At 73.9% G+C, this 24,092-nt stretch carries 21 protein-coding genes; 11 read left to right on the top strand and 10 right to left on the bottom strand.

The window, feature by feature from the left end:
* Positions 1-42 precede the first annotated feature (42 nt).
* On the bottom strand, positions 43-729 hold the full coding sequence (locus tag NLU66_RS11490; protein ID WP_259359823.1) for a response regulator transcription factor: 687 nt from the start codon (positions 727-729) through the stop codon (positions 43-45).
* On the bottom strand, positions 722-1,900 hold the full coding sequence (locus NLU66_RS11485) for a sensor histidine kinase (protein ID WP_259359822.1): 1,179 nt from the start codon (positions 1,898-1,900) through the stop codon (positions 722-724). Before NLU66_RS11485 ends, NLU66_RS11490 begins: the two co-directional genes overlap by 8 nt.
* A 237-nt stretch (positions 1,901-2,137) precedes the next feature.
* Between NLU66_RS11485 and NLU66_RS11480 the strand changes: the two genes are divergently transcribed.
* Positions 2,138-2,881, top strand: coding sequence for a DedA family protein (locus tag NLU66_RS11480; RefSeq protein WP_259359821.1), 744 nt, complete (start codon positions 2,138-2,140; stop codon positions 2,879-2,881).
* Here NLU66_RS11480 and dnaG read toward each other — a convergent pair.
* The 3 genes from dnaG to dusB are packed head-to-tail and all read right to left on the bottom strand — an operon-like array spanning position 2,766 to position 7,353.
* A complete protein-coding gene (gene dnaG / locus NLU66_RS11475; protein ID WP_259359820.1) occupies positions 2,766-4,733 on the bottom strand; it encodes a DNA primase in 1,968 nt (655 codons plus the stop codon). The two genes, NLU66_RS11480 and dnaG, sit on opposite strands and share 116 nt — an antisense overlap.
* A 4-nt stretch (positions 4,734-4,737) precedes the next feature.
* Positions 4,738-6,081, bottom strand: a complete 1,344-nt coding sequence (locus tag NLU66_RS11470) for a deoxyguanosinetriphosphate triphosphohydrolase (protein ID WP_259359819.1) — start codon at positions 6,079-6,081, stop codon at positions 4,738-4,740.
* A 3-nt stretch (positions 6,082-6,084) separates the two neighbouring features.
* Positions 6,085-7,353 carry a tRNA dihydrouridine synthase DusB gene (dusB, locus tag NLU66_RS11465; RefSeq protein ID WP_259359818.1) on the bottom strand — a complete coding sequence of 423 codons (1,269 nt, stop codon included), beginning with the start codon at positions 7,351-7,353 and terminating at the stop codon, positions 6,085-6,087.
* 192 nt (positions 7,354-7,545) lie between these two features.
* Between dusB and NLU66_RS11460 the strand changes: the two genes are divergently transcribed.
* A complete protein-coding gene (locus NLU66_RS11460; protein WP_259359817.1) occupies positions 7,546-8,619 on the top strand; it encodes an LLM class flavin-dependent oxidoreductase in 1,074 nt (357 codons plus the stop codon).
* A 440-nt stretch (positions 8,620-9,059) separates the two neighbouring features.
* On the opposite strand, the gene NLU66_RS11455 is transcribed toward NLU66_RS11460, so the two are convergent.
* Entirely contained in the window at positions 9,060-10,451 is a 1,392-nt protein-coding gene (locus NLU66_RS11455; protein ID WP_259359816.1) for a glycine--tRNA ligase, read from the bottom strand.
* Between the two features lie 137 nt (positions 10,452-10,588).
* Between NLU66_RS11455 and NLU66_RS11450 the strand changes: the two genes are divergently transcribed.
* From NLU66_RS11450 to NLU66_RS11430, 5 genes are read left to right on the top strand one after another with little or no spacing between them, the layout of a single operon-like run.
* Complete coding sequence (locus NLU66_RS11450; protein WP_259359815.1) at positions 10,589-11,545, top strand: metal ABC transporter substrate-binding protein; 957 nt, start codon at positions 10,589-10,591, stop codon at positions 11,543-11,545.
* The gene (locus NLU66_RS11445) at positions 11,542-12,318 is read left to right on the top strand and encodes a metal ABC transporter ATP-binding protein (protein WP_259359814.1); all 777 of its coding nucleotides are present in this window, start codon (positions 11,542-11,544) and stop codon (positions 12,316-12,318) included. Before NLU66_RS11450 ends, NLU66_RS11445 begins: the two co-directional genes overlap by 4 nt.
* Positions 12,315-13,199: a metal ABC transporter permease gene (locus tag NLU66_RS11440; RefSeq protein ID WP_259359813.1), complete on the top strand. Its 885-nt coding sequence runs from the start codon at positions 12,315-12,317 to the stop codon at positions 13,197-13,199. Before NLU66_RS11445 ends, NLU66_RS11440 begins: the two co-directional genes overlap by 4 nt.
* A gap of 56 nt (positions 13,200-13,255) precedes the next feature.
* Positions 13,256-13,663 carry a Fur family transcriptional regulator gene (locus NLU66_RS11435; protein WP_259359812.1) on the top strand — a complete coding sequence of 136 codons (408 nt, stop codon included), beginning with the start codon at positions 13,256-13,258 and terminating at the stop codon, positions 13,661-13,663.
* Entirely contained in the window at positions 13,663-14,199 is a 537-nt protein-coding gene (locus NLU66_RS11430) for a DedA family protein (protein ID WP_323374413.1), read from the top strand. The genes NLU66_RS11435 and NLU66_RS11430 overlap by 1 nt, the downstream gene beginning before the upstream one ends.
* Here NLU66_RS11430 and NLU66_RS11425 read toward each other — a convergent pair.
* Complete coding sequence (locus tag NLU66_RS11425; protein ID WP_259359810.1) at positions 14,102-14,926, bottom strand: isoprenyl transferase; 825 nt, start codon at positions 14,924-14,926, stop codon at positions 14,102-14,104. The two genes, NLU66_RS11430 and NLU66_RS11425, sit on opposite strands and share 98 nt — an antisense overlap.
* Positions 14,927-15,143: 217 nt before the next feature.
* Here NLU66_RS11425 and NLU66_RS11420 point away from each other — a divergent pair, with 217 nt between their 5' ends.
* The 3 genes from NLU66_RS11420 to NLU66_RS11410 all read left to right on the top strand — a co-directional run bounded on the left by NLU66_RS11420 (position 15,144) and on the right by NLU66_RS11410 (position 19,215).
* Positions 15,144-16,454, top strand: coding sequence for an acyl-CoA dehydrogenase family protein (locus NLU66_RS11420; protein ID WP_259359809.1), 1,311 nt, complete (start codon positions 15,144-15,146; stop codon positions 16,452-16,454).
* A complete protein-coding gene (locus NLU66_RS11415; RefSeq protein WP_259359808.1) occupies positions 16,451-17,779 on the top strand; it encodes an MFS transporter in 1,329 nt (442 codons plus the stop codon). The genes NLU66_RS11420 and NLU66_RS11415 overlap by 4 nt, the downstream gene beginning before the upstream one ends.
* Positions 17,780-17,841: 62 nt before the next feature.
* Positions 17,842-19,215 carry an LLM class flavin-dependent oxidoreductase gene (locus NLU66_RS11410; protein ID WP_259359807.1) on the top strand — a complete coding sequence of 458 codons (1,374 nt, stop codon included), beginning with the start codon at positions 17,842-17,844 and terminating at the stop codon, positions 19,213-19,215.
* 88 nt (positions 19,216-19,303) lie between these two features.
* Here NLU66_RS11410 and recO read toward each other — a convergent pair whose 3' ends face one another.
* Both recO and NLU66_RS11400 read right to left on the bottom strand, forming a co-directional pair.
* A complete protein-coding gene (recO, locus tag NLU66_RS11405; protein WP_259359806.1) occupies positions 19,304-20,035 on the bottom strand; it encodes a DNA repair protein RecO in 732 nt (243 codons plus the stop codon).
* 53 nt (positions 20,036-20,088) lie between these two features.
* The gene (locus tag NLU66_RS11400; RefSeq protein WP_259359805.1) at positions 20,089-20,853 is read right to left on the bottom strand and encodes a trans-aconitate 2-methyltransferase; all 765 of its coding nucleotides are present in this window, start codon (positions 20,851-20,853) and stop codon (positions 20,089-20,091) included.
* Between the two features lie 176 nt (positions 20,854-21,029).
* On the opposite strand from NLU66_RS11400, the gene NLU66_RS11395 reads away from it, so the two are divergent.
* Positions 21,030-21,767: an EcsC family protein gene (locus tag NLU66_RS11395; RefSeq protein WP_259359804.1), complete on the top strand. Its 738-nt coding sequence runs from the start codon at positions 21,030-21,032 to the stop codon at positions 21,765-21,767.
* A 26-nt stretch (positions 21,768-21,793) separates the two neighbouring features.
* Here NLU66_RS11395 and NLU66_RS11390 read toward each other — a convergent pair whose 3' ends face one another.
* The gene (locus tag NLU66_RS11390; RefSeq protein WP_259359803.1) at positions 21,794-24,043 is read right to left on the bottom strand and encodes a M28 family peptidase; all 2,250 of its coding nucleotides are present in this window, start codon (positions 24,041-24,043) and stop codon (positions 21,794-21,796) included.
* Between the last annotated feature and the right edge of the window lie 49 nt (positions 24,044-24,092).

Below are 24,092 nucleotides of genomic sequence, written 5' to 3'. Positions count from 1 at the left end.
TCTGGTCTGCTGATCAGCAGGGTCCAGCGGGAACGCTACCGCTCAGGCGCCGTCGGCGTCCTCGAGATAGCGCAGCACCGCGAGCACCCGGCGGCTCGTGCCGTCCTCCCCCGTGAGCTCCAGCTTGTCGAAGATCGCGGTGATCGCCTTCTCCACGGTGCTCTGGGAGATGAACAGCCGCTCGCCGATGCCGCGGTTGGACAGGCCCTCCGCCATCGCCTCGAGCACCTCGACCTCGCGCGGGGTCAGGCGTGCCACGAGCCGCTGCTGCTCGGGCGCCCGCAGCAGGGAGCGGACCACGGCCGGGTCGATGACGGTGCCGCCCGCGGCGACCCGGCGCACCGCCGCGAGGAAGCCGTCGATCTCGGTGATGCGGTCCTTGAGCAGGTAGCCGATGCCGGGCGACTCCGTGCCCAGCAGCTCGCTCGCGTACTCGCGGGCCACGTACTGGGAGAGCATGAGCACGCCCACGCCCGGGTGCTCCCGGGTGATCCGCAGCGCCGCGACGAGACCCTCGTTGGTGTGCGTGGGTGGCATCCGGACGTCGACGATCGCGAGATCCGGGGGATCCTCGGCGACCGCGCGGAGCAGCTGCTCGCCGTCCCCGACCGCTGCGACCACCTCGACGCCCTCGTCCTCGAGCAGGGAGCGCACGCCCTCGCGCAGCAGCACGGAGTCGTCGGCGAGCAGCACGCGCAGCGGACGCGGTGGGGACAGGGGCTCAGGCATAGGGGATCTCCGCGATGATGAGGGTCGGGCCGCCGAGGGGACTGCGGACCTCCAACGTACCGTCGAGCGCGGCGACCCTCCGGGCGAGGCCCTGGAGGCCGCCGCCCTCGGGATCCGCGCCCCCGGCGCCGTCGTCGTGCACGGCGAGCCGCAGCATCCGCCGGTCACCCTCCCCGCTGCTGGTCAGGGTGAGGCTCGCCGAGGTCGCCTCCGCGTGCTTGACCACGTTCGTCACGGCCTCCCGGGCCACGAAGTAGGCGGCGGACTCGACGGCCTGCGACGGGGAGCCCTCGAGGCGGTTCTCGACGGTGAGCGGGACCGGGCAGGTCTCCGCGATGCCGGCGAGGGCGGAGGCGAGGCCGTGCTCGTCGAGCGCCGTGGGGTAGATGCGCCAGGCCACCTGGCGCACCTCCTCGATGAGCGCCTGGGACTGCCGGTGCGCCTGCTCGAGCAGCTCGTCCGCCCGCTCCGGGTCGGCGGCGCGACGTGCCCGCGCGAGCGCGACCGAGAGCGAGACGACGTTCTGCTGAACCCCGTCGTGGAGGTCCCGTTCGATGCGGCGCCGCTCGTCGTCGATCGCGAGCACCACGCCGCGCCGGGTGGTGAGCAGGCGGCTGATCCGCGACTCGAGGGCGTCCTCCCGCGTGACCGTCGTCCACCGACCCAGCAGCGCCCGCTGTAGGCCCACCGCGAGCTCCGCGTACAGGGCCGCCGCGAGCAGGCTCGAGGTGCCGAAGATGACGAGCACCGCGAGGGCGGGCCGGCTGATCGTCCAGGCGTCGAACTCCATCGTCACCGGGCCGCCGAGCAGGAGCTGGGAGACGCTGCCGAGCACCACGGCGGCGACGAGCAGCAGCAGATCCCCCATGATGTAGCCGAGCACCCCGGCGAGCACGCCGTGCACGATCGCCCGGCCGGGGCCCAGGAACTCCGGCTCCGCGCCGTCCTCGACCAGGCGCAGCCGGTGGAAGCGGTGCAGGCGACGCTGCTCCCAGCGCCGCGCCGCGCGGAGCGGGCGACGGATCCGGATCAGCGCGAGCAGCGCGGTGAGCACGAGCAGCACCCCGGTCACCAGGCCCAGGACCGTGCCGATCACCTGGCGCACGGAGCGTCGCAGCAGACGGCTCGGCTCGCGCGGCGCGGACTGCAGGGTGAGGACGGGCAGGCGCACCGGGACCTCCTGCGCGTTCGGGGAACGGCGCCGGGGCCGGCACCGGGATCGAGGCTAGCAACGCCCTCGCGGCGGCCGGCAGGGGGTCGTCCCCGAGGGATCCGGGGGTTTTCCCCAGGGTCGGCCGACGGGGCACCGTGTGTCGGCGGTCGGTCCCCGCTCCCTAGCGTGGGAGCACCGCCGGGCACCGCGACCTCCCTGTCACGCCCGGTCCCGCCCTCCACCTGGGAGTCATGCATGGACGCCGTCCTCCACCTCGCCGAGTCGCTCCTCGGCTCCCCCTGGTTCTTCGTGCTCGTGCTGGGGCTGTCCCTGCTCGACGCCGTCGTCCCGGTGGTCCCCGCGGAGACGGTCGTGATCACGGCCGGTGCCTTCGCCGCCGCACAGGGGTACCCGGCGGTGATCCCGCTGATCCTCGCGGCCTGGGCGGGGGCGCTCGCGGGGGACGTGATCGCCCACCACCTGGGTCGCCGGGCCGGCGGGCTCGCACGGCTGCTGCGGCGGCTGCGGATCGGCGACGCGGTGCTGCGCTGGGCGGAGACAGGGCTGCGCGAGCGCGGGCCGGCGATCATCATCGGCGCCCGCTTCATCCCCGGTGGGCGCACCGCGACCACGGTGACCAGCGGGATGATCGGCTACCCGCGGCGTGCCTTCGTGCTCTGGGCCTCCGTCGCCGCGCTCGCCTGGGCGGTGTACAGCGTGGGCATCGGGATGATCGGCGGTCTCACCTTCCACGACCAGCCCCTGCTGGGCGTGGCCCTCGGCATCGGGATCGCGCTCGCGGTCGCCGGCGGCATCGAGGCCGTGCGCCGGCTGCGCTCCCGCCGCACGGGGAGCTCCGGCCCGGAGGGGGCCGACGGCGGCGTCAGTCGCCCGCGCCCCGCAGCGAGCGACGACGCTCCTGCACCTGGGCGAGACGGCCGAGGATCTCCTGATAGCGCTCGCCGTCCGAGGGATCCGTCCGCTGCAGGCGCTGCTTGAGCACCGAGTACTCGCGGGTGATCGACAGCTCCGTGAGCCGGTCCATGAGCGAGCCCCCGAGCTTCTCGAGGGCCGGCTCGGTGCGCGCGGGCAGCTCGAGGTTCGCGATCTCCACGATGAGCGGGCGCACCGTCTCCCCCGCGATCTCGAGGACCTGCTCGAGGTAGCGGGCAGGGTGCAGGGCACCGGTGACCGCGTCGAGCAGGGTGCCGGCGGCGAGCATGACGTCCCACACGCCCTGCAGGGAGAGGACGTGGAAGGCGTCGTCCGGGAGAGCGGCGACCTTCGCCTCGTCGAGCAGCTGCGGGGCCTGGAGCATGACGGCGAGGGACTGCACCTCGACCTGACCCACCGGATCGCGGCGGCTGACGACGTCCGCGAGGCGCGGCACCGGCAGCGCGGGCGCCTCGTCCTCCTCGGGCGGCCGCGTCCCCGAGGGCGGCTCGACGGGATCGGCGTGGCGGCCGCCGCTGCGCCCCTCGGAGCGGGCGGCGTCGTGCACGGCGCGCAGCACCGTCCGCTCGTCCATGCCGAGCCAGCCGGCGAGCCGCCGCGCGTACTCGGGGCGCATCGCCCGGTCACGGATCCCGGCGACGACCGGCGCCGCCATGCGCAGCGCCGTCACCTGCCCCTCGACGGTGTCGAGGTCCACCTGGGCGATCGCGCTGCGGATCGCGAACTCGAACAGCGGCCGACGGGACTCGACGAGGTCCACGACGGCCTGGTCGCCCTGGGCGATGCGCAGCTCGCAGGGGTCCATGCCGCTCGGCTCGACGGCCACGTAGGTCTGGGCGACGAAGCGCTGGTCCTCCTCGAAGGCGCGCAGCGCGGCCTTCTGCCCGGCGGCGTCGCCGTCGAAGGTGAAGACGACCTCGCCGGCGAGGCCGCGGCCGTCGGTGTTCAGCCGCAGCCCGGCCGAGGGGTTCGAGTCCCCCATGACGCGGCGCACGATCTTCACGTGGTCCGCGCCGAAGGCGGTGCCGCACGAGGCGACGGCGGTCGTGACCCCTGCGAGGTGCGCGGCCATGACGTCGGTGTAGCCCTCGACGACGACGACCCGGTGCTGGGTCGCGATCTCCTTGCGGGCGAGGTCGAGCCCGTAGAGCACGCTGGACTTGTGATAGATCGCCGTCTCCGGCGTGTTGAGGTACTTGGGGCCCTTGTCCTGCTCGAGCAGGCGACGGGCGCCGAAGCCGATCGTGTTGCCGGTGATGTCGCGGATCGGCCAGACGAGCCTCCCGCGGAAGCGGTCGTAGACCCCGCGCTGGCCGGCGGAGACGAGGCCGCTCGCGGTGAGCTCCGCCTCGGTGAACCCGCGGCCCCGGAGCACGTTCGTGATCGAGTCCCAGCCCTCGGGGGCGAAGCCGACCCCGAAGCGCTCGGCCGCCTCACGGTCGAAGCCGCGCTCGGTGAGGAAGCGCCGGCCGATCTCCGCGGCCTCGGTGCCGAGCTGCTCGCGGTAGTACTCCTCCGCGATCGCGTGCGCGTCCAGGAGACGGCGGCGGGTGCCGAAGTCGGGACGGTCGCCGCCGCCCTTGCCGCTCTCCTCGTACTGGATCTGCACGCCGTACTTCGCGGCGAGCATCTCGACGGCCTCGACGAAGCTCAGGTGGTCGATCTTCTGGACGAAGGCGATGACGTCCCCGCCCTCGCCGCAGCCGAAGCAGTGCCAGTGGCCCAGCTGGGGCCGGATGTGGAAGCTAGGTGTCTTCTCGTCGTGGAAGGGGCACAGGCCCTTCATCGAGCCGATGCCGGCGCCGCGCAGGGTGACGTGCTCCCCCACCACCTCGTCGAGCCGCGCCCGCTCCCGCACGAGCTCCACGTCGGAGCGTCGGATCAGTCCCTGGGCCACGGGCTCAGAGCTCCGCGCCGAGGCCGGGCAGCGGGGTGTCCGCCGCGGTGACGTGTGTGGCGCCGCGGTCGAAGAGCCGCTCGTGGAGGCGCCCGGCGGTGACGTCGGTGTAGGAGGCGATCTGGTCGACGATCACGCGGCGGCGGGCGTCGTCGTTCTCCGCGGCCTCCCACAGCTCGGCGAAGAGCGGGCTGAGGTGCGTGGTGCCGGTGTTCCACAGCTGCGCGTAGAGGTCGCGGATGATCTCCTCCTGCCGCTCGTAGACGGGCTGCTGCGAGGCGGAGGACATGACGTACGCGGCCGCGAGGCCCTTGAGCACGGCGATCTCGAGGCGGGACTCCTCGGGCAGCTCCGCCTGGCCGCGGTAGCGGGCGAGCGGGGCGTCGCCGTGGCGCTCCCTTGTGGTCGTCACGACGGCCCGGGTGAAGCGGCCGATCAGCTGGCTGGCCATGTCCTTGAGCGCCGCGGCGGAGCGCATGCCGCCCGTGAAGTCGAGCACCCACCAGGGCTCCGCCTCGAGCCGGCCGAGCGCCTCGTCGAGCGCGGCGATCGACTCGCCGGGCACGTACCAGTCCTGGACGACGTAGAGCGCCGCGGCCCGCTCCATCGGGTCGCGCAGGCGCCGCAGGTCCAGGGTCCCGCCCGTCACCGCGTCCTCGACGTCGTGGACGGAGTAGGCGATGTCGTCGGCGAGGTCCATGACCTGGGCCTCGAAGCACTTGCGCCCCGGGATCGCGCCCTCGCGCGCCCAGGTGTAGACGTCGAGGTCGTCCGCGTAGGCGCCGAACTTCGGGGAGGCCGGGTCCGGTCCCTCGGCGCGCGCCCAGGGGTACTTGATCGCGGCGTCCACCCCGGCGCGGGTGAGGTTCAGGCCGTAGGGGCGGTCCTCGCCGATCACCTTGGGCTCGAGCCGCGTGAGCAGGCGGAGGGTCTGCGCGTTGCCCTCGAAGCCGCCGAAGTCCTCGGCGATCGCGTCGAGGACCTTCTCGCCGTTGTGGCCGAAGGGCGGGTGGCCGAGGTCGTGGGAGAGACAGGCGGCGTCGACGACGTCGGGGTCGCAGCCGAGCTCGGCGCCGATGTCGCGGCCCACCTGGGCCACCTCGAGCGAGTGGGTGAGGCGGGTGCGGACGAAGTCGTCGGAGCCGGCGCCGAGGACCTGCGTCTTCGCGCCGAGGCGGCGCAGCGCCGAGGAGTGCAGGACCCGTGCCCGGTCGCGCTGGAAGGGCGTGCGGGCCTCGGACTTGGGCTCCTCGGGGGCCCAGCGCTCGAGGTCGGGCTCCGTGTAGCCGACGGGGACCCGTGACGCGCGCGCGGGCGCCGTGGGGCTCGTGGTGGAGGCGGTGCCCATCGCTCAGCCCCCCGAGACGTCGAGCTCGGCCTCGTGGAGGCTCTCCCGGTGATCGGTGCTCAGCGAGCGGCTGTCCATCCAGCCCTGGGGCACGACGGCGTTGCGGGCGTGCCCGCTGCGCCCGCGGGGGCCCTCGACGGCCTCGCCGGGGTACGGCGCGTCCAGGTCGAGGTCCGCGAGCTTCTCGTCGAGGTCCGCGAGGGACTCCATGGTGGTCAGGCGACGGCGCATGTCCCCGCCGACGGGGTAGCCCTTGAAGTACCAGGCGACGTGCTTGCGCAGGTCGCGCACACCGCGGCCCTCGTCCTCGTAGAACTCGGCGAGCAGCTCCGCGTGGCGGCGCACGATCGCCGCGACGTCGCCGAGGCCCGGGCGCACGCGCTCGTCGCTGCCGGAGAACCCGGCGGCGAGATCGGCGAAGAGCCACGGCCGGCCCTGGCAGCCGCGGCCGACGACGACGCCGTCGGCCCCGGTCTCGTCCATCATCCGCAGGGCGTCCTCGGCGGACCACACGTCGCCGTTGCCGAGCACGGGGATCTCGGTGACGGTCTGCTTGAGGTCGCCGATCGAGGTCCAGTCGGCGGTGCCGGAGTACTGCTCCTTGACGGTGCGGCCGTGCAGGGTGATCGCGGCCGCGCCGACCTCCTGGGCGATGAGCCCGGCGTCGCGGTAGGTGAGGTGGGCGTCGTCCACGCCCTTGCGGGTCTTGAGCGTGACCGGGACGTCCCCGGCGGCGCGGACCGCGGCGCGGAGGATGCGGGTGAACAGCTCGTCCTTCCAGGGCAGCACGCCGCCGCCTCCGCGACGGGTCACCTTGGGCACGGGGCAGCCAAAGTTGAGGTCGATGTGGTCCGCGGCGTCCCGCTCGAGGATCATCTCGATGCTGCGGGCGACGACCTCGGGGTCCACGCCGTAGAGCTGCACGGAGCGAGGGCGCTCTCGATCGGCCATCCGCAGCAGGCGCCAGGACTCGGTGTGGTCCTCGATGAGGGCACGGGTGGTCACCATCTCCGTGGGGAACAGGCCGCCGTCGCCGTCGCTGTGCCGCGCACCGAACTCGCGGCAGAGCACGCGGAAGGCCATGTTCGTCACGCCCGCCATGGGGGCGAGCATGACGGGGGTGTCCACGGTGAGGCGGCCGATGGTCAGCGACCGGCGCTCGCGCCGGCCCTCCGCGAGGGCGGAATCCCGTGCCGCGGCGTCGGGAGCGGTCGCGGGAGCGCCGGGCACAGGGGTGTCCGGCGAGGTGCGGGCGTCGTGGAGAAGGGTCATCGTCCCGCGATTGTCCCATCCGGACCCGCCCCGCGGGAGGTGAGGCGGGGGTGATGTGCATCCGGGTGCCCTCGGGAGGAGGGACCGGATGACGCCGGATGACGATCCCGTGCACCGCGCGTCGCGGGGATCTACCCTGTGCTTGACCCTTCAATCATCTGGTCGGCACCAGCCCGGCCGCGAGGAGCAGCCATGACCTCCCCCGCCGACTCCCCCGCCCCCGCGGCCGGCCCCCTCTCCCACCTCGGCATGGGCTTCCTCGCCTTCGTCGACCACACCGGCATCGACGCCGCCGCCGGACGCGCGCAGGGGCTCGACGACGGCCTGGACCTCTTCGCACGGGCCGAGGGCATGGGCCTGGACAACGGCTACGTGCGCCACCGCCACCTGCAGGACTACCTCTCCTCCCCGCTGCCCTTCCTCGCCGCGGCCGGCCAGCGCACCTCGACCCTGACCCTCGGCACCGCGCTCATCCCGCTGCGCTTCGAGAACGCGGGCCGGCTCGCCGAGGACCTGGCCACGACGGACCTCCTCGTGGGCGGCCGCCTGCGGATCGGGGTCGGCTCCGGCTACGCCAAGCAGGACCACGTCAACGAGCGCGCCTTCGGCGCGGTGCCCGAGGGTGTGCGCCCCCGCGTGGACGCCGTGCTGCACGACCTCCTGGACTTCGTGGGCGGCGAGCAGGTCTCCACGGCGGACGAGTTCTTCGAGACCGAGACGGCGGGCACGCCGCTGCGGATCCGCCCGCAGGTCGCCTCCCTGCGCTCCCGGATCGCCTACGGCGCCGGCTCCGTCGCGAGCGCCGAGCGGGCGGGCCGGCTGGGGATCGGGCTGCAGGTCTCCACGCTCCAGCCCGGCGAGGCGGGACGCTCCTTCGAGGAGCTCCAGCTCGAGGTGATCGAGTCCTACCGGGCCGCGAGCCGCGCGGCCGGGCACGGCGAGGGACACGTCTCCGCGAGCCGGCAGATGCTCCCGGTCGCCGACCCCGCGGACCTCGACGCCTTCGCGGACCTCATCGAGCGCGACCGCTCCCGCCAGCAGGCCATGCGCGAGGGCGGGGCGGGGATCGGCGGCATGGCCGTCGCCTTCGGCCGCGTCGTCGCGGACGCCCCGGAGGCCGTGGCCGCCTTCCTCGCCGAGGACCGCGCGCTCGCCGCGGCGGACGAGCTCGTGCTCGCCCTCCCCTTCGGCCATCCGTACCCCGTGGTGCGCCGGATCCTCACCACCTGGGCCGAGCAGGTCGTCCCGCTCCTGCGCGGGGCATGAGAGGCGCGAGCCCGCCCACTCCGGGCCGCCTGCACCACGGATCCGACCGCCGATCGTCCCCTTCTCCTCCGTGCCCGCGGGCTGCACGCCCCCGATTCGCCGACCGGAGACGTCTCCCCACCGCCCCTCGATCGGCCGGCCGGCCGGAGAAGTATTGGCAGCTGAGGGAGCATCCCCGGCCCAACATGCTCCTTCAGGTGCCAATTCTGATGAGCCCGGTGCGGAGTGACCCGTTGCCTGGTGAGCCCGGCGACGCGTGAACCCGGCGCCGCGTAGCCCGGCTCCGCACGGGCCGGGGCGCGCAGACCGGGACCTCACACGGTCCGCGCAGGCCGTGGCCACAGGGCCCGGAGCGGCGGCGTGCACGGACGAGGCCCCCGCCCCGCTGCTGCGGGACGGGGGCCTCGGGCCGCGGCTCAAGGGCCGGGCAGGCGGGCGGCTCAGGCGCCGAGCAGACGCGCCGCGAGGTAGGACTCGACCTGGTCGAGGGCGACGCGCTCCTGCGCCATCGTGTCGCGCTCGCGGATCGTCACCGCCTGATCGTTCGCGGTGTCGAAGTCGACGGTGATGCAGAACGGGGTGCCGATCTCGTCCTGGCGGCGGTAGCGGCGACCGATCGCCTGGGAGACGTCCATGTCGACGTTCCAGTGCTTGCGGAGCTTCGTGGCGAGCTCCTCGGCGCGGGGCACGAGATCCTCGCTCTTGGACAGCGGCAGCACCGCGACCTTGACGGGCGCGAGGCGCGGGTCGAGCTTGAGCACGGTGCGCACGTCGACGCCGCCCTTGGTGTTGGGCGCCTCGTCCTCGGCGTAGGCGTCCACGAGGAAGGCCATCATCGCGCGGGTGAGACCGAAGCTCGGCTCGATGACGAACGGCGTGTAGCGCTCGTTCGCGGCCTGGTCGAAGTACTGCATCTTCGTGCCCGAGCCCTCGGTGTGGCTCGAGAGGTCGAAGTCGGTGCGGTTGGCGATGCCCATGAGCTCGCCCCACTCGCTGCCGGAGAAGCCGAAGCGGTACTCGAGGTCGATCGTGCCGGCGCTGTAGTGCGCGCGCTCGTCCTCGGGGACGTCGAAGCGGCGGAGGTTCTCCTCCTTGATGCCGAGATCGATGTACCAGTCCCAGCAGGCCTCGACCCACTCCTTGAAGTGCTGGTCGGCCTCCGCCGGCGGCGTGAAGAACTCGATCTCCATCTGCTCGAACTCGCGCGTGCGGAAGATGAAGTTGCCGGGGGTGATCTCGTTGCGGAAGGACTTGCCGACCTGGCCGATGCCGAAGGGGGGCTTCATGCGCGAGGCGGTGACCACGTTGAGGAAGTTCACGAAGATGCCCTGCGCGGTCTCGGGGCGCAGGTACGCGAGGCCGGCCTCGTTCTCGACGGCGCCGAGGTAGGTCTTCATGAGCCCGGAGAACTGCTGGGGCTCGGTGAACTCGCCGCGCACACCGCAGTGGGGGCAGGGGATCTCGGCGAGGCCGCCCTCGGGCTCGCGGCCCTTCTTCGCCTCGAACTCCTCGAGCAGGTGGTCCTCGCGGAAGCGGTTGTGGCAGCTGCGGCACTCGACGAGCGGGTCGGTGAAGGTCGCGACGTGGCCGGAGGCCTCCCACACCTTCGAGGGCAGGATGATCGAGGAGTCCAGGCCGACCATGTCGCCGCGGGACTGCACGAAGGTGCGCCACCACTGCTTCTTGATGTTCTCCTTGAGCTCCACGCCCAGGGGGCCGTAGTCCCATGCGGAGCGGGTACCGCCGTAGATCTCACCGGCCGGGAACACGAAGCCGCGCTTCTTGGCGAGTGCGATGACGTTGTCCAGCGTGCTGGCGGGGGCCTTGGCCACGGGGGTGCTCCTGGTGACGGGTGGGACGGACGGTGTCCCAGCATAGCCAGCCCCGCGCCTGTGACGGTGCCCACGAATGCCGCATCTCACCGCGGCGCCGCTTGCCGTCGACCTCCCCGCTCGTGAGAATGATTGTCATGTCGTTCGCACCCAGCCGTCGCCACCTCCTCGCCCTCCTCGGCGCCGCCTCCGGCGCCGCGGTCCTCGCCGCCTGCGGGGAGGGCGGATCCGGCTCCGACGGGAAGCCCACCGTGGTCGCCGCCTGCTACCCCATGGAGTACCTCGCGACCCGTGTGGCCGGTGACCACATCGACATCATCCAGCTCGCGACGCCGGGCGCCGACGCCCACGGCCTCGAGCTCTCCGTCAAGCAGACCCTCGAGATCCAGAAGGCCGCCCTGGTGCTCCAGATCCCGGGCCTCGCCACCGCGCTCGACGACGCGATCGCGAGCGAGGGCACGGACAACGTGCTCGACGTCTCGAGCGTCGTCACCCTGCTCGCGAGCTCCGGCGAGGACGAGCACGAGCACGAGCACGAGGAGGGCGGGTCCGACGACGGCGGCGAGGAGCACGACCTCGCCGGCGACGACCCCCACCTGTGGCACGACCCGCAGCGCATGGCGGACATCGGCGACGCGATCGCGAAGCGCCTCGGCGAGCAGCTGCCGGACGTCGCCGAGGAGCTCACCGCCAACGCGACGACCCTCCGCTCGGACCTCGAGGCCCTCGACGCCGAGCTCGAGGAGGAGTTCGCCGCCGTCGACGGGAACCGCACCTTCATCACGAGCCACACGGCCTTCGCCTACCTCGCGGACCGCTACGACCTCCACCAGGTCGGGATCAGCGGCGTGGACCCCGAGACGGAGCCCTCCCCCCAGCGCCTGCTCCAGCTCGAGCAGGTCGTGAAGGACGAGGCGGTCACGACGATCTTCTTCGAGACCACGGCCTCCCCCAAGGTCGCCCAGACGCTCGCGGAGAACGTCGGCGTCACCGCCGCGGAGCTCGACAACCTCGAGACCCAGCTCTCCGAGGACCAGGACTACCCTGCGGTCATGCGCAGCAACGCGAAGGCACTGATGGCGAGCTGGTCATGAGCCGCCCCTCCCCCGTCCCCGTCCTCGAGGCGCGCGACCTCCGCGTGAGCCTCGGCGGCTCCCCCGTGCTCGACGGCGTGGACCTGCGGGTCGAGCCGGGCGAGATGGTCGCCCTGCTCGGCGCGAACGGCTCGGGCAAGTCCACCCTGCTGCGGGCACTGCTGGGGCTGCTCCCCCTCGAGAGCGGCGAGGTGTCGCTGCTCGGCACGCCCGCCCGCCGCCGCGCCGGGCACTCGCGACTGGGCTACGTGCCCCAGGACAGCTCGAGCGGCGGCTCGATCCCCGCCACCGCCCGCGAGGCCGTCGCCGCCGGGCTGCTCGGACCGCGCACCTGGACCGTGCGCCGCAGCGACCGCCGCGTGCAGGAGGCGCTCGACGCCGTCGGCCTCGGCGATCTCGCCGGCCGTCCCGTCACCCGCATGTCCGGCGGTCAGCGGCGCCGCGTGATGATCGCGCGCGCCCTCGTGCGCCGCCCCGAGCTGCTCGTCCTCGACGAGCCCTTCGCCGGCATCGACCTGCGCACCCAGGAGCTCATCGCCGGCCTGTTCCGGGACCTCTCCTCGAGCGGCACCACGATCCTCGTCGTCCTCCACGAGACCGGCGCGCTCGCCGAGCACCTCAGCCGCGCCGTCGTCCTCGACCACGGCCGCGTCGTGCACGACGGTCCCGTCGCGGCCCTGCCCGCGCAGTCCCACGGCGACGACCACGACGACCACAGCGGCCCCGCGGGGCACATCGACGAATGCCTCGGACAGGAGATCCACCCCGCATGATCTCGCCCCTCGACCTCCTCACCTCCGACGTCCTGCGCTACCCGCTGATCATCGCCGTGCTCATCGGGCTCACCGCGCCCGTCGTGGGCACCTTCCTCGTCCAGAAGAGGCTCTCCCTGCTCGGCGACGGGCTGGGCCACGTCGCCCTCACGGGCGTGGCCGTCGGCTGGCTCGTGGGCGCCTGGCTCGCCGCGAGCCCCGCGGACCTCCTCGCGATCCCAGGCGCGCTCATCGCCTCGATGATCGGCGCGATCGCGATCGAGTACGTCCGCGAGATCGGGCACACGAGCCGCGACGTCGCCCTCGCGATCCTCTTCTACGGCGGGATCGCCGGCGGCGTCGTCATCATCAAGCTCGCGGGCGGCACCTCCCAGTCCCTCATGGGCTACCTCTTCGGCTCCCTCTCCACGGTGACCGGGCCCGACGTCGTCATCGCGGTGGTCCTCGCGGTCGTGGTCCTCGGGATCGGCCTGGGTCTGAACAGGCTGCTCGCCGCCGTCACGAGCGACGAGGAGTTCGCGCGCGCCTCCGGCCTGCCCGTGCGCGCCGTCAACGTGCTCATCGCGATGATGGCCGCGCTCACCGTCACCCTCTCCATGCGGATCGTGGGCGCGCTCATGGTCTCCGCGCTCATGATCGTGCCGGTCGCCGCCGCGCAGACCCTCGTGGTCGGCTTCGCGCGGACCATGCGCACGGCCATGGTCATCGCGGTCGTGTGCGCGGTCGCCGGGCTCGTCGTCACCGCGAGCGTGGACCTCCCGCCCGGCGGCGTCATCGTGCTCCTCACGATCGGCGTCTACGTGCTCGGCCTCGTCGTGAAGGCGCTGCGGCCCACGTCCTCGCGCCGCTCCGCGGCGGAGCCCTCGCAGGCGCAGGCATGACGCGGCACGGGTCACCCGGGATGGAGGTCCCGACGCCCATGGGGGAGAATCGGGGCATGCAACGGAACACCCGCCAGCGCTCCGCGATCCTCGAGGCGCTCACCCGGCAGGACGACTTCCGCAGCGCCCAGCAGATCCATGAGCAGATGCGGGCCGACGGCGAGACCGTCGGCCTCGCGACCGTCTACCGCAACCTGCAGGCGCTCGCCCAGTCCGGCCGCCTCGACGTGCTCGTGGGCGACGACGGCGAGAGCCGCTACCGCCAGTGCGCGGCGACCGGCCACCATCATCACCTCGTGTGCCGCGAGTGCGGGCGCACCGTCGAGTTCCTCGCTCCGGAGCTCGAGTCCGCCATGTCCCGCATCGCGCGCGAGCAGGGCTACACGGACCTCGACCACACCCTCGAGGTGTTCGGGCTCTGCACGGCCTGCGAGAGCGCCCGGGCGGGGGCCGCCGCGCGATGATGGAGTGGGTGCGGTCGCTGCCGCTGCTGCCGGCGATCGGCGTGCTCTACCTCGTCATCCTCTGCCGCGCCGGGGCCACCTATGCGATCGCCCGCGGCGCACGCTCCGTCGCCGACCGCGGCCGGGTCGCGGAGCTGCTCGCCTCCCCGCGCGTGCGCCGCGCCACCGGGATCGTCAACTCCTGGGGGGCGCCGGTCGTCGCGCTGAGCTTCCTCACCGTGGGCTTCCAGACCGCCGCGAACGCCGCCGCGGGCCTCACCGGGATGCCGCTGCGGCGGTACCTGCCGGCGCTCGCGATCGGCGGCCTCGCCTGGGCGGTCATCTACGCGACGATCGGGCTCGTGGCCCTCGCGGCCTGGTTCGAGCTCTTCCTCCGCTCGCCCTGGGCGGCCGTCGCCGTGCTCGCGCTGATCGTCGTGCTGGTCGTGGTGATCGTGCTCAGCCGTCGGACCCGGGCGCGTCGTCGCGCTCAGGATCCGATCCCGGCAGATCCACGGCCCCGCCGTAGCGACGATCCCTCCGCGCGTACTCCGTGATCGCGCGCCACAGCACCACCCGGTCCACGTCGGGCCACAGCTCCGGCACGAACACGAGCTCCGCGTAGGCGGCCTGCCACAGCAGGAAGTTCGAGGTCCGCTGCTCCCCGCTCGTGCGGAGGAACAGGTCGACGTCGGGCATCGTCGGGTCGATGAGGTGACGGGCGAAGCTCTTCTCGGTGATGCCGCGGCCGCGCAGGCGCCCCGCGCGCGCCTGCTCCGCGATCTCGCGCACCGCGTCGACGATCTCGGCGCGGCCCCCGTAGTTCACGCACATGTAGAGGGTCATGCGGGTGTTGCGACGGGTGAGCTCCTCGGCCTCCTTCAGCTCGGAGATCACCGATCCCCACAGCCGCTGCTCCCGACCGATCCACACGATCCGCACGCCCCAGCTGTTCAGCGTGTCGCGCTGGCGGCGCAGCACGGAGCGCGAGAAGCCCATGAGGAAGCGCACCTCGTCCGGGGAGCGCTTCCAGTTCTCGGTGGAGAAGGCGTACGCGGAGAGGTGCGTGACGCCGATCTGGAGGGCGCCCGCGACCACGTCCAGCAGCGCCGCCTCCCCCGCCTCGTGGCCGGCCGTGCGCGGCAGGCCCCGGCGGTTCGCCCAGCGGCCGTTGCCGTCCATGACCACCGCGACGTGCCCGGGCACCAGCTCGCGCGGCAGCTGCGGGGCGCGGGCGCCGCTCGGGTGCTCGAAGGGCTCGGCGTAGGGGGCGTCGGCGGGCATGGGGAGGGCCTCCGGGGCAGGACGTGGACGGACCCGCTGATCGTATCCGCGAACGTGACGGCAGATGACATGACGCTTGGGAGCGGGACTCCCCCACCCGTAGCGTGCCGCGGGGCCGTGCCGCGTGGTCGCACGATCGCCGCGCCCGTCGGCCCTGCCGTGCCCGCCGGCCCCGCCGCGCACCGCGGCTCCCGTGTCACCGCTCGAAAGGTCCCCCATGCCCCGCTCCCTCACCGCCCCTGCCGCGCTGGGCGACGACCTCGCCGCGCTGCGCGCGCACTTCGCCCCGCTGCTCGAGCGCATCCGGGACGGCGCCGTGGAGCGGGAGATCGAGCGGCGCCTCCCGCACGAGGAGATCCGTGCGCTCGACGAGGCGGGCTTCGGCACGCTGCGCGTCCCCGCGGAGCACGGCGGCCCCGGCGTGAGCATCGCGACGCTCACCGCGCTGCTCGTCGACCTCGCCGCCGCGGACTCCAACGTGGCCCACCAGTACCGCAGCCATCTCGGGTTCCTCGAGTCGCTGCGCTTCCAGCCCGCGGCCGTGCAGGAGCACTGGTACCCGCGGGTGCTCGCGGGCGCGACCGTCGGCAACGCGTCCACCGAGCGCGGCGGCAACCGCCTCGGCACCCTGGGCACGACGCTCACCGCAGGGGCCGACGGCACCACCCGGCTGAACGGCACGAAGTACTACTCGACCGGGACGATCTTCGCCGACTACACGCGCGTCTCCGCGGCCCTCGAGGGGCAGGACGGCCGGCGCTTCGCCGTCGTCGCGACCGACGCCCCGGGCGTGGGGATCGAGGACGACTGGGACGGGTTCGGCCAGAAGCTCACCGGCACGGGCACGACCGTCCTCGAGGACGTCGAGGTGGAGGACCTGGCCGTGCTCGAGCGTGAGCCGCGCGGCGTCGAGGCCACCCATGAGGCCGCCTTCTTCCAGCACGTGCTCCTCGCGGTGCTCGCCGGCATCGCCCGCGCGGCCCGCGACGACGCCGCCGCCCTCGTCGCCTCCCGGGCGCGCACCTTCAACACCGGCAGCGGGGTGCCCTTCCGCGAGGACCCGCTCATCCTCGAGGCCGTCGGCCGGATCGCCGCGAAGGCGCACAGCGCGGAGGCGATCGTCGAGCGCACCGCACGGGCCCTGGACGCGGGGATCGCCGCCGCCACGGACCCCGCCTCCGGGGACCCCGCCACCGGGGCGGGCGGGCTGCGCGGCGTGGACCGGGCGGAGCTCGAGGTGGAGCAGGCGCAGATCAGCGTCCCCGAGCTCGCCCTCGGCGCGGCCCAGGACCTCTTCCTCACCGTCGGCGCCTCCGCGACCTCCCGCACCAAGGCCTACGACCGGCACTGGCGCAACGCCCAGACCGTCGCGACCCACAACCCGATCGCCTTCCGCGCCCGGGCGATCGGCGACCACCTCGTCAACGGCACGGTCCCCGAGGGGCTCAACGCGATCGGTGACGCGACGTCCGGATCCGCCGCGTCCGCCCCCGCGGTGGCCGGCCAGGAGCAGGGGGCCCGCGCATGAGCGCCGCCCTCGAGCAGGCGCCGCCCGCCCCGGTGCTCGCGAGCCCGCGCGAGCAGCGGCGGGTGCTCGGCTCGGCCTTCGCGGGCACCACGATCGAGTGGTACGACTTCTACCTCTACGGCACCGCGAGCGCGCTGATCTTCACGACCCAGTTCTTCCCGAGCAGCAGCCCGCTCGCGAGCACGGTCGCCTCCTTCGCCTCCCTCGCGATCGGCTTCCTCATGCGGCCGCTCGGCGGGATCGTCGCCGGGCACCTCGGCGACCGGATCGGGCGCAAGGCGCTGCTCGTGGGCTCCCTGCTGCTCATGGGCACCGGATCCCTGCTGATCGGCCTGCTGCCGACCTTCCAGGCGATCGGCCCGTGGGCCGCCGTCGCCCTCGTCGCCCTGCGCATGGTGCAGGGCCTCGCCGCGGGCGCCGAATGGGGCGGCTCCGCGCTGCTCTCCGTCGAGCACGCCCCACCCGCCCGGCGCGGCCTCTTCGGCTCCTTCACCCAGGTGGGCTCCTCCGCGGGAATGCTCCTCGCGACCGGCGCCTTCGTGATCGTGCGCGCGCTCACCACCGAGGAGCAGTTCGCCGCCTACGGCTGGCGGCTCCCCTTCCTCGCCTCCGCGATCCTCGTGGCCCTCGCCCTGTGGATCCGCCTCGGCGTGAAGGACGCGCCGGAGTTCACGGCCGTGCGGGAGGAGGGCCGCACCTCCCGCGCCCCCGTGCTTGAGGTCCTCCGGCACCACCGGCGCCCGCTGCTCATCACGATCGCCCAGCGCGTCGCCCAGAACAGCATCTACTTCCTCATCACGGTGTACCTGCTGAGCTACCTCTCCACCGCCCGCGGCGACGACGAGGCGGGCGTGACCGCCGTGATGATCGCCTCGGCGGTCGGCATCGTGACGACCCCGCTGTGGGGACTGCTCTCGGACAAGGTGGGCCGCCGCCCCGTCGCCGTCTTCGGCTACGTCGCGATCGGCGGCTTCGTCTGGGTGCTGTTCCTCTTCCTGGACTCCGGACCGCTCTCGCTGCTGCCGCTCGTGATCATCGCCGGCATGAACGTGGCCCATGACGCGGTCTACGGGCCGCAGGCGGCCTGGTTCGCCGAGCAGTTCCCGGTCGAGGTGCGCTACTCGGGCGTGAACATGGGCTACCAGCTGGGCTCGGTGATCGGCGGCGGCATCATGCCGATGGTCGCCGCGCTGCTCTTCGCCGCCGGCGGGGACGCCCCCTGGCTGATCTGTGCCTACGTCACCGCGATCTCGGTGCTCTCGCTCACCGCCTCGCTGCTCGCGAAGGACCCGCACGGCAGCGCGCTCCGCGCCGCCCGTCGCTGACCTCCCCTCACCCGCCGGCCGGGCCCCGCGCCCGGCCGCCCCTCCCTCCGAGAAGGAGACCCATGACCTCGCGCCCGATCCTGCTGAACGCCTTCGACATGCTCACCCCTGTGCACCAGTCCCCCGGCCTGTGGCGTCACCCCGAGTCGCGCAGTGGCGACTTCCAGCGGCTCGGCCACTGGACCGAGCTCGCCCGCACCCTCGAGGAGGGCGGCTTCGCCTCGCTGTTCCTCGCCGACATCGTGGGCGTCTACGACGTCTACGGCGGCGGGGCCGATGCGACCTCCCGCGGCGGCGTCCAGTTCCCGCTGCTGGACCCGCTCGTCGCGGTGCCCGCGATGGCGGCCGTGACCGAGCACCTCGGGTTCGGCGTCACCGCCTCCGTCTCCTACGAGGAGCCGTACCTGCTGGCCCGCACCCTCAGCACCCTGGACCACTTCACCGACGGCCGCGTCGCCTGGAACATCGTCACGAGCTATCAGGACTCCGCCGCCCGCAACCTGGGGCGCAGCGCGCAGATCCCCCACGACGAGCGCTACGACCGCGCGGACGAGTACCTCGAGGTCATGTACGAGCTCTTCGAGGGCTCCTTCGCCCCGGACGCCCTGCGCCTGGACCCCGAGTCCGACGTCGTCGTGGACCCGGCGAAGGTGCGGGACGTCGAGCACCACGGCCGTTACTTCGACGTCCCCGGCCGCGCGCTCTCCGCCCCCGGTCCCCAGCGCACCCCCTTCCTCTTCCAGGCCGGCGCCTCGTCGCGCGGCCTGCGCTTCGCCCAGGAGCACGCGGAGGCGATCTTCTTCTCCGGCCCCACACCGGGCCACGTGCGGCGCTGGGTCGACGCGGTGCGCGACGGCCTGGAGAGCGCCGGCCGCGGCCGTGACGCCGCACGGATCTTCTCCCTCGCCACCGTCGTCGTCGACGAGACCGACGAGGCCGCCCAGGAGCGTCTGGACGGCTACCGGCAGTACGTGGACACCGAGTCCGCGCTCGCGCTGTTCGGCGGCTGGACCGGCGTGGACCTCGCGGGCGCCCGGCCCGAGGACCCGATCGAGCACGTGCGCACCGAGGCCAACCAGTCCGCGCTCGCCTCCTTCACGACCCTCTCCCCGGACCGCACCTGGACCGTGGGCGACCTCGCGGAGTTCGTCGCGATCGGCGGCCGCGGCCCGGTGATCGTCGGCTCGCCGCAGACGGTCGCCGACGAGCTCGAGCGCTGGATCGAGGAGGCGGGGGTCGACGGCTTCAACATCTCCGCCGCGGTGCGGCCCGCGGATCTCGAGCGCTTCGCGCGCTTCGTGACCCCGGAGCTGCGCCGGCGCGGGCTGCTGCCGGAGGCGGGCGACGCCCCGGTCACCCTGCGCGAGCGGATCGGCGGGGCCGGGCCGCACCTGCCTGCGACGCACCCTGGCGCCCGGCACCGCTGGGACGGCTGAGCGTGGGAGGCCCGCCCGGTGGATCCGTGCGGGCCTCCGATGGCGGGGGGCTGGTCAGCGCCCGAGGGCGCTCGACGTCCGGCGGGGCTCAGCGCTCGACGTAGCTGAGCGAGCGCACGGAGCGCTCGAGGTGCCAGGTGATCGTGTCCGCGACGATCCGCCCCGCCTCGTGGACGACGGTCTCCTCGGCGGCGACGGCGTTCTCCCAGTCGCCCGCGAGCAGGAAGATCATGTGCTCGACGGCGGCCTGGCGCACGGCCCGTGCGCCGGGCTTCCGGCAGGCGGTGCACACGAGCCCGCCCGCGCGGATGTCGAGGGCGTGGTGGGGGCCGTGCGCGCCGCAGGAGGCGCAGACGCTCAGCTCCGGCGCCCAGCCGGAGAGCGCGAGGGTGCGCAGCAGGAACGAGTCGAGCACGAGCGGCGGTGGGATGCGGCCCGCGGCCATGGTGCGCAGGGCGCCCACGAGGAGGAGGAACCCGCGCTGGGAGGGGTCGACGACCTCGTCGGTCAGCCGGTCCGTGGTCTCGAGCATCGCGCTCGCGGCCGTGAAGCGCGCGTAGTCCGCGCTGATCGGCCCGGCGAAGGCCTCGATCGTCACGACCTGGTTGACGGTGTGCAGGCCGCGGCCCGCGTGGAGCTGGACGTCGACGAGGGTGAAGGGCTCGAGGCGGGCGCCGAAGCGGCTCGCGGTGCGGCGCACACCCTTGGCGACGGCGCGCACCTTCCCGTGGGTGCGGGTGAGCAGCGTGATGATGCGATCGGCCTCGCCCAGCGGGTGGGTGCGCAGGACGATCGCATGGTCACGGTAGAGCTTCTGCATGGTCCCTCGAATCTACCGCCGCACGGGGACGCGCGGCGGCAGGCGGGCCGGGCTCAGGGCCTCCGCGCGACGGCGAACACACGCCGGAAGGGCAGGACGACGCCCGCGCCGGTCTCCGGGTACGCCTCCCGCAGCCGCGCGCCGAGCTCGGCCTCGAAGCGGGCACGCAGGTCCCCGGGCAGGGCGAGCAGGGTGGGCCGGGCGCCGGTGCCCTTGACCCACTCGAGCACCGGGTCCTCGCCGTGGAGGACATGGAGGTAGGTGGTCTCCCAGGCGTCGACCTCGCAGTCCAGCTCCTGCAGGGCCCGCAGGTAGTCCGCGGGGTCGTGGGAGGCGGGATGGTCCACCCCGGCCGTGTGCGCGGCAAAGGGCTCCTCGGCGGCGAGCTCGCGGCGCAGGGTGTGGCTGGGCTCCTCGAAGTTCCCCGGCACCTGGAGGGCCAGCCACCCGCCGGGAGCGAGATGGTCGATCAGCCGCGGCAGCAGATCGAGGTGGTCCGGCACCCACTGCAGGGAGGCGTTCGCGACGATCACGTCCACGGGCGAGCCGGGCTGCCAGCTGCGCAGGTCGGCGTGCTCGACCCCGATGCCCTCGATCGTGCTCGCCCGCTCGACCATGTCGGCGCTCGAGTCGACGGCGGTGACCCTCGCCCCGGGCCAGCGCTCGTGGAGCAGGGCGGTGAGCGTGCCCGGTCCGGCGCCGAGATCGACGACGGTGCGCGGCGCCTCGGCGCGGATCCGTGCGGTGAGCTCGAGGAACGGGCGGGCGCGCTCGTCCGCGTAGGCGAGGTAGGTGTCGGGGTCCCAGCGCATGGCCATCGGTGTCCTCTCCGTCGGGCCGGGGGTTCCGACCCGCATTTATCTTGACGTCAAGATATCACTGGGGGCACCGGGTCGACCGGAAGGTCCGCCGACGGGGCGACGTCGGCCCCGACGCACGGCATGATGAGGGCGGGCGGCGTCGCCGCCCCGCGAGCACCGACCGAGGAGGGGCCATGGGGATCAGGCAGATCCTGCGCCAGGACGAGAACGCCCGCAGCACCACCCGCGCGGCGATGAAGGCCGCCCGCCGCGACCGCGGCCGCGGGGACGAGCAGTACATCCATGCCGAGCGCGGCGCCCTCGCCCGCACCGTCGAGACGATCCGGGACATCGGGCTGGACGGCCGCCTCACCTACTCCTCCGCCGCGGCCGTCGCCGAGCGCGCGCGCCGGGGCCGTGGCCGGCGCCGCCCCCAGGTCGCGATCCGCCGCCTCGTGCGCAGCCACCGGCGCGGCGTCACCGTGGGCGGCTTCCTCACGGGGCTCGGCGGATTCATCACCCTTCCGGTCCTCCTGCCCACCAACGTGCTCGAGTTCTACGTGCAGGCGACCCGCATGGTCGGGGCGATCGCCGTGGTGCGCGGGTACGACCTCGACGACGAGGAGATCCGCACCCGCGTGCTCGCGACCCTCGTGGGAGAGGACTCCCAGGACCTGCTCAAGGGCCTCGGCCTCGGCCCGGTCGCAGGCGCCGCCGCGCGCGTCGCGACCCAGCGCATGCAGCGCACGCCGCAGTCCGACGTCGCCGCCGCGATCGCGAGCCGCGCGCTCTCCCGCTTCGGCATGCGCTCGGTGCGGCTATTCGGCAAGGCGATCCCCGGGCTCGGCGCCGTCATCGGCGCGTTCTCCGACCGCCGGCAGCTCTCCCGCATCCTCACCGCGGCGCTCGCGCAGTTCCCCGAACGGGGCTGAGGCGAGGCGCACCCCAGCCAAGGGCGTCAGACCTCCACGACGATCTGCACGCGCGGCTGCATGAGGGAGACGTCCTCCCCCGGCTCCACCCATCCGCCGGCGATCGTCGGGTCGGAGGTCGTCTCGACGAGCTCGAGCGCGGCCGCGTCCTCGACGGTCGCCTCGACCGTGACGGGCTCGCCCTGCGGGGCGCCGGCGATCTGCACCCGGCGGAGCGGAGCGACCGGGGAGTCGGCCCCGAGAGGCTCGCCGTCGACGCTCACGTCCCGGAGGTCGCCCGCGCTCGTGGTCAGCTCGAGCTGCGCCGCCTCGCGCGGTGAGGTGATCAGCACTCGCACCCGCCGATCGCCGTCGGCCCCGGTCCCCGCGCGCGGCAGGTCCTCGACCTCGACCGACGGGGGCGGGACGTCGGAGCTGCTCGTCGTGCCGTCCAGCTCCCTCCCCCAGGCGGTCGCGCCGGAGACCTCCCAGGTGGTCCCGCCGGTCGCGCCGTCGATGCGGGCCACCACACCCTCCTGCACCGGCTCGGGCGAGGCGAGGGTCCATGCGGTCCCGCCCGCGACGAGGGCCGCCGTGAGCACGGCGGGGAGCACCGGGATCAGCAGTCGTCGCGGGCGGCGCGCGGCGCGGTCCTGCGCCGTACCGCGGCCGATGAGCAGCGGGGCGGCGGCGCCGAGGCCGATCGCGGTGGTGCCGGCCAGGGCGCCGGCGCTCGAGGCGATCCCGAAGTCCATGAGCGAGGAGATCTGCGCGCCGAGCATCCAGCCCGTCGGGAGCAGGGTGAGCAGCCGGACCACGAGGCCCGGCCGGGGCGGCAGCAGCGTCGCTGCGAGGGTGCCAGCGGCGGCGAGGATCGCGGGCGAGAGCATCGAGCTCCCCAGCGCGGGCGCCAGCACGGCGAGCACGGCGAGCAGCATCGAGACGGCCAGCCCTGTCCCGGCGAGCAGGGCGGCACGCCCGATCAGCAGGCGGGCGAGCACCCAGCAGAGGGCGACGCCGACGGCCCCTGCCGCGAGATCCGCGAGCAGGAAGGGCTCGGCGCGCACCGGCTCCCGTGTGGTCTGCGAGAGCATGCCCGGCGTCGCCGCCGTCGCGATCTGCCAGGTGAGCAGAGCAGCCCCGACGGCGAGGGCCAGGCCCAGCAGCCCGGCGAGGGCGCCGAGCACGACCCCGCGCAGCGTCAGGCGTCCCCGCCGGCGCTCCACCAGGATCGCGGCCAGGATCGCGAGCGGCGCGAGCAGGCCGAGCGCGGTGAGCAGATGCGGCGGGAGGCGGAGGATGCCCCAGGGTGCCGTGGTCTGCACCGGGGCCTCGCCGGACGACCCGCCGAGGGCATGCAGGTCCCGGTCCGCGAGCTCGTCGGTGAGCGCGAGGGTCATGTCGCCGTAGTGCTGCAGGGAGCCCTGGTCGAGGTGCGCGGCGTCGTCCTGAGGGCTGTGGTACGCCCAGGCGTCGTCGATGATCGCCATGTCCATGCCCCACCAGCCGGCGTCCCGGTAGACGGTGAAGTCGGTGTCGTTGGGGATCAGCGCGAAGAGCGCGTCGGTGAAGGACTCGTACTCGGGGTGCGGCATGGCACCGAGCACCTCGTGCATGGGCCCGCTCGTCCGGGTCACGAGGGGCCGGCCGGAGATCCCCCGCGCCTCGTGGTTCAGCACGACCACGGGCTCGGCGAGCTCCCCGGCGCCCTCGTCGAGGAAGGCCCGCGCCCCGAGCAGACCGCGCTCCTCGCCGTCCACGAGGAGCACGACCAGGTCGTTGCGCCGGGCCTCGGGGCCCAGCGCCCGCACGGTCTCGAGGATCGTCGCGAGGCCGATCCCCGCATCCGCCGCCCCCGGGGCGTGGGGCACGGAGTCGATGTGGGTGGCCAGGACGATCGTGCCGGTGGGGTCCGTGCCGGGGCGCACACCGACGAGGTTCCGGGTGAAGCCCGCCGCCCCCTCCCCGTCGATCACCCGGGCGCCCACGCCCTCCTGGGTCGTGGTCGCGAAGCCGAGCGCCGTGAGCTGCGCGTCGAGCTCCTCGCGCGCGGTGTCGTTCGCCGCGGAGCCGACGGGCCGCGGAGCCGCGACCACCGGTGCCGCGGCCTCGGAGGCGCGGGCGGCGCTGAAGGCGTCCTCGGGGGCGTCCGTGCCCCGCGGGGCCTCGACGCCGCGGGAGGCGACGCCGAGCCCGGCCACGAGCGCGAGCACGAGGAGGAGCAGCGGGACCTGGTGGCGGAGGAGGGGCCCCGGCTGCGGGCGGGCGGTCGCGTCGTCCTCGTGCGGCGTCGTCATGCCCTGATCCTCCCGGACGGGGGCCGTCGCCGCCCCCTCCTTCGGGAGG

It is taken from the genome of Brachybacterium sp. NBEC-018, from assembly GCF_024860185.1.
GTDB classification, from domain to species: domain Bacteria; phylum Actinomycetota; class Actinomycetes; order Actinomycetales; family Dermabacteraceae; genus Brachybacterium; species Brachybacterium rhamnosum.
This window is presented reverse-complemented; position numbering and strand designations above follow the sequence as displayed.

Excerpts from the sequence above, each read along its gene's own strand:
- NLU66_RS11490 (WP_259359823.1), bottom strand. The coding sequence starts at position 729 with ATGCCTGAGCCCCTGTCCCCACCGCGTCCGCTGCGCGTGCTGCTCGCC.
- NLU66_RS11480 (WP_259359821.1), top strand. The coding sequence starts at position 2,138 with ATGGACGCCGTCCTCCACCTCGCCGAGTCGCTCCTCGGCTCCCCCTGG.
- NLU66_RS11470 (WP_259359819.1), bottom strand. The coding sequence starts at position 6,081 with ATGGGCACCGCCTCCACCACGAGCCCCACGGCGCCCGCGCGCGCGTCA.
- dusB (WP_259359818.1), bottom strand. The coding sequence starts at position 7,353 with ATGACCCTTCTCCACGACGCCCGCACCTCGCCGGACACCCCTGTGCCC.
- NLU66_RS11460 (WP_259359817.1), top strand. The coding sequence starts at position 7,546 with ATGACCTCCCCCGCCGACTCCCCCGCCCCCGCGGCCGGCCCCCTCTCC.
- NLU66_RS11450 (WP_259359815.1), top strand. The coding sequence starts at position 10,589 with ATGTCGTTCGCACCCAGCCGTCGCCACCTCCTCGCCCTCCTCGGCGCC.
- NLU66_RS11445 (WP_259359814.1), top strand. The coding sequence starts at position 11,542 with ATGAGCCGCCCCTCCCCCGTCCCCGTCCTCGAGGCGCGCGACCTCCGC.
- NLU66_RS11440 (WP_259359813.1), top strand. The coding sequence starts at position 12,315 with ATGATCTCGCCCCTCGACCTCCTCACCTCCGACGTCCTGCGCTACCCG.
- NLU66_RS11435 (WP_259359812.1), top strand. The coding sequence starts at position 13,256 with ATGCAACGGAACACCCGCCAGCGCTCCGCGATCCTCGAGGCGCTCACC.
- NLU66_RS11430 (WP_323374413.1), top strand. The coding sequence starts at position 13,663 with ATGGAGTGGGTGCGGTCGCTGCCGCTGCTGCCGGCGATCGGCGTGCTC.
- NLU66_RS11425 (WP_259359810.1), bottom strand. The coding sequence starts at position 14,926 with ATGCCCGCCGACGCCCCCTACGCCGAGCCCTTCGAGCACCCGAGCGGC.
- NLU66_RS11420 (WP_259359809.1), top strand. The coding sequence starts at position 15,144 with ATGCCCCGCTCCCTCACCGCCCCTGCCGCGCTGGGCGACGACCTCGCC.
- NLU66_RS11415 (WP_259359808.1), top strand. The coding sequence starts at position 16,451 with ATGAGCGCCGCCCTCGAGCAGGCGCCGCCCGCCCCGGTGCTCGCGAGC.
- NLU66_RS11410 (WP_259359807.1), top strand. The coding sequence starts at position 17,842 with ATGACCTCGCGCCCGATCCTGCTGAACGCCTTCGACATGCTCACCCCT.
- recO (WP_259359806.1), bottom strand. The coding sequence starts at position 20,035 with ATGCAGAAGCTCTACCGTGACCATGCGATCGTCCTGCGCACCCACCCG.
- NLU66_RS11400 (WP_259359805.1), bottom strand. The coding sequence starts at position 20,853 with ATGGCCATGCGCTGGGACCCCGACACCTACCTCGCCTACGCGGACGAG.
- NLU66_RS11395 (WP_259359804.1), top strand. The coding sequence starts at position 21,030 with ATGGGGATCAGGCAGATCCTGCGCCAGGACGAGAACGCCCGCAGCACC.
- NLU66_RS11390 (WP_259359803.1), bottom strand. The coding sequence starts at position 24,043 with ATGACGACGCCGCACGAGGACGACGCGACCGCCCGCCCGCAGCCGGGG.